The following is a 4,052-nucleotide window of genomic DNA, read 5'->3' on the forward strand; positions in this document are numbered from 1 at the left end:
TAATACTTCTCAATTTAGTATAAATAAAAATACATAATTAACTTTCTTTTGTTTTTATATTATTTCAATACCCTACTATATATCACAACACATAAATTAAGCATGACACTCATTCAATTTAGTTCACAATTTCGTGTTCCAATTTTATTGAGTATCATGCTTTTTAATGTTATAACCCTAATTCTTTAATAAATCGTGTTAATTCTTCTCGCATACTGTCATCTTTCAATGCATATTCTATCGTTGTTTTAACGAAGCCTAATTTTTCTCCAACGTCATAACGTTCGCCTTCGAAGTCATATGCATACACTTGGTTATCATTATTCATACGTTCAATCGCATCTGTTAACTGAATTTCGTTACCTGCGCCTTCTTTTTGCGTTTTTAAATAATCGAAAATTTCAGGCGTTAATACATAACGTCCCATAATAGCTAGGTTTGATGGTGCCGTACCTTGTGCTGGCTTTTCAACAAACTTTTTCACTTCATACTGACGTCCGTTTTTAGTTAATGGGTCAATAATCCCATAACGATGAGTATCTGCTTCCGGAACTTCTTGGACACCTATAACTGAGTGCCCTGTTTCTTCATAAACGTCAATCAACTGTTTCACTGCTGGCACTTCAGATTCAACAATATCGTCACCTAATAATACCGCAAATGGTTCATTGCCGATAAATTGACGCGCAGAACTAATCGCATGCCCTAAACCTTTTTGTTCTTTCTGCCTTACATAAAAAATATTCGCAAGTTCTGTTGAATACTGAACTTTTTCTAGTAACTCAGATTTACCTTTTTCTTTTAACACCATTTCTAATTCTTTTTGACTATCAAAATGATCTTCAATCGCGCGTTTGTGGCGACCTGTCACTATAATAATATCTTCAATTCCAGCTCTTGCAGCTTCTTCAACGATATATTGTATTGTGGGTTTATCTAAGATAGGAAGCATTTCCTTTGGCATCGCTTTAGTTGCTGGTAAAAATCTAGTCCCTAAACCAGCAGCGGGAATGATTGCCTTTTTTATTTTTTTCAAAGTTAATGTGCTCCTTTTCCTAAGTATTAAATCTATGTATCAACGTCATTTTAACACTAATTAGAACGCCTTCATAGTGTCATTAAGTATGTAATTATTTCTTGGGAAATTTGATTTAATTTTAAAAAACAGGCTTACTTCATATAATTTATGAAATAAACCTGTCAATTTTAGATTGATTATGCTTTGTGATTCTTTTTATTTCTGCGTAATAATGCAAATCCTAAAATACTAAACAATCCTCCGAACAGTATACCTTTGTTTGTTGATTCTTCTCCACCTGTTTCAGGTAGTTCAGATTTCTTAGATTGTGCTTTTTTAGTTGGTGCCACTGCTTTAACCTTTTCATTGATTTCAATGACAGGTGTTACTACCTTACCTTGTTCCACTGGTTTAGAAGGCTTTTTAGGTTCTTCTTTGGCAGGTGGTACTGGTTTACCAGGTTCAGCTGGTACCTCTGGCGTTGGTGGTGTTGGTGTTTCCGGCTCACTTGGTACCTCTGGTGTTGGCGGTGTTGGTGTTTCCGGCTCACTTGGTACTTCTGGTGTCGGTGGTGTTGGTGTTTCCGGCTCACTTGGTACTTCTGGTGTTGGTGGTGTTGGCGGCGTTGTATCTTCTTCAATCGTTTGTTGACCTTCATTATGACCACTTACTTGTGGAAGTGTATCTTCTTCAAAGTCAACACTATTGTGTCCACCGAATTGATAATTTGGTTTATCTTTGTTTGTATCTTCTTCAATAATTTCAGTGTGCTTATTGAATCCATGAATATGTGGCACGCTGTCGAAGTCGATATCAATGATATTACCACCATGTTCATATTTAGGCTTGTCTTTCTCTGTATCTTCTTCGAATGACTGATCACCTTTATTTTGACCATGAATTTGAGGTACACTATCGAAATCGATATCTACGATATTGCCACCTTGTTCATATTTAGGTTTATCTTCTTCTGTGTCTTCCTCGAATGACTGGTTACCGCTATTTTGGCCACCTTCATAACCTAATTCACTCTTAATATCAACGTGGCTATTTTCTTCGATTTCTTCAATCACACCATAATTCCCGTGACCATTTTCAGTTCCTAAACCAGAATGAGAAATATGATGATTGTTTTCAGTAATTTCCTCGATTGGTCCTTGTGCTTGACCATGCTCTTCAGGTAATTCATCTACTAGTTCAATCAGATTACTTTCAGTCGTATATTCTTTCGTATCTTCAACTGTTGTATGGTCGCTCACTGCGCCAGTTAGAATACCTTTTGTAGACTCTTCGTCAAATTCAACTAAGTTAGACTCAGTTATTACTTGGCCACCACCTGGGTTTGTATCCTCTTCATATTCAACAACATCAGCGTGATGTTTTGAATTTTCATGTGTAGATTCTTCAAAATCCACATGAATAGAATCTTCTTCAGTTTCAATAATACCTTCTGCATGACCTTCTACACCTTCAACAGCTGTATGATATTCAAAATCAATTGGCTTAGAATCGTTACTTTCTTCGATTGTACCAGTCAATTCATGCTTCTCCACTGGCGGCTCTGATTTAATGTCTAATTCAATTGGTTCACTCTTCTCAATGATAGGATCATTTGGCTTATCTTTACCGTCGCCTTGAGCGTTATTAGAGTAGAATGCAACGCCATTGTCCCATGTTAAACTTACTGGATAATAATAGTAATAACCGTAATTAGCATGATAGCCATGCAAATTAGTTCTGAATAATAACTCCTTGTCATTTTCATTATATTTACCTTCAAAACTTACAACATAACTTTTCTTATTTAGTGCATCTAAAGTTAATTTATAGCTACCGTTTTCACTTAGCGTTAATTTATCACTCATGTCATTGGTAACATCTTTAAATTTCTCTTGATCATTTGTGTTAGCATAGACGCTTTCTGGTAATTCATCACTTCTCAAATACTCATAAACTTTCACTGTTGGAACATTTCCTGTATACAATCCACCTTTAGCAAAAAACCCATTTATAGTTATTGAGGTCATATCGCTTTTTTTAGGGTTTATATAAGCTAAATGATGTATTTTACTATTTTCTTTATCTAATAAAGTTATACGTCCATTTACAGTTACTCCCCAGTTATCTTTAACACCGTCTAGATATTTGATATCAAATTCTTTTGAAATCTTATTTTCACCTAATTTAACCTCAACAGTTTGCTTTCCTTGCTTCGTAACTGTAGTTGGATCAATAAACAAATTTAAGTTTAATTCAGCCATTAAATTATTTTTGTTATTTATATAATCAGTAAACGTATATCTAATTTTTCTTTCATCCATCACTTTGCCAACAGCCAAAATATTATCATCTTTACTTTTTATATCTGGAACTTTACGAAGAGGCGAGATACCATGAGTTTCTACATTATTACTTAATGTGAAATCAAAGTAGTCCCCCGGTTTAATACCATCCTCGAATTTCCATTTATATTTCAAGGTTACTCTTTCTGCATTATGAGGATTAACAACATTTGTCTCTTTATTGTTATGCCCTACTATTTCACTACCTTCTTCTACTTCCACTTTACTTGTTACATCTGTACCTGTCGCTTTAGCTTCTTCCACTACTTCTTTCTCTGTAACTGCTGTAACATCAGTTGATCTTTTCATTCTTGGTTTAATTTCTGAGACGTTACTTGGTTGAGCTGTGTCAACTTGAGTTCCTGTAGTTTCCTTATCAGCAACTTTTTCCGATGGCAAATCAACTCGCGAAGTTTCTACTTTTGGTGCTTGCACAGTTGTTGGTGCTTCTTCTGTTGTTACTTGTGTTGATTGTGATGGTTGCTCAGTTGATGTCGCGCTGTATGATTGTGTTTCATCTATTGTATTAACGTTATTTGTAGTTGTTTGTGTTTCGCTTGCTTTTCTTTCAGTAGCTGAACTCCCACTTTCCTCTACTGTAGTATTGTTTTGTTCCGATGCTGCAGCTTCTTTTTCTTGTCCCATTCCAACAACGATCATTGTTCCTAAGAATACTGAGGCCGCTCCCAATT

2 protein-coding genes are annotated in these 4,052 nt (G+C 35.3%); both read right to left on the reverse strand.

Going from position 1 to position 4,052, the window contains the following annotated elements:
* Positions 1-169: 169 nt before the first annotated feature.
* Entirely contained in the window at positions 170-1,036 is an 867-nt protein-coding gene (gene galU / locus IDG60_RS07925; protein WP_000721337.1) for a UTP--glucose-1-phosphate uridylyltransferase GalU, read from the reverse strand.
* Positions 1,037-1,215: 179 nt separating this feature from the next.
* Positions 1,216-4,050, reverse strand: coding sequence for a fibronectin-binding protein FnbB (fnbB, locus tag IDG60_RS07930; RefSeq protein ID WP_154289207.1), 2,835 nt, complete (start codon positions 4,048-4,050; stop codon positions 1,216-1,218).
* Between the last annotated feature and the right edge of the window lie 2 nt (positions 4,051-4,052).

The organism is Staphylococcus sp. EG-SA-2, assembly GCF_017152085.1.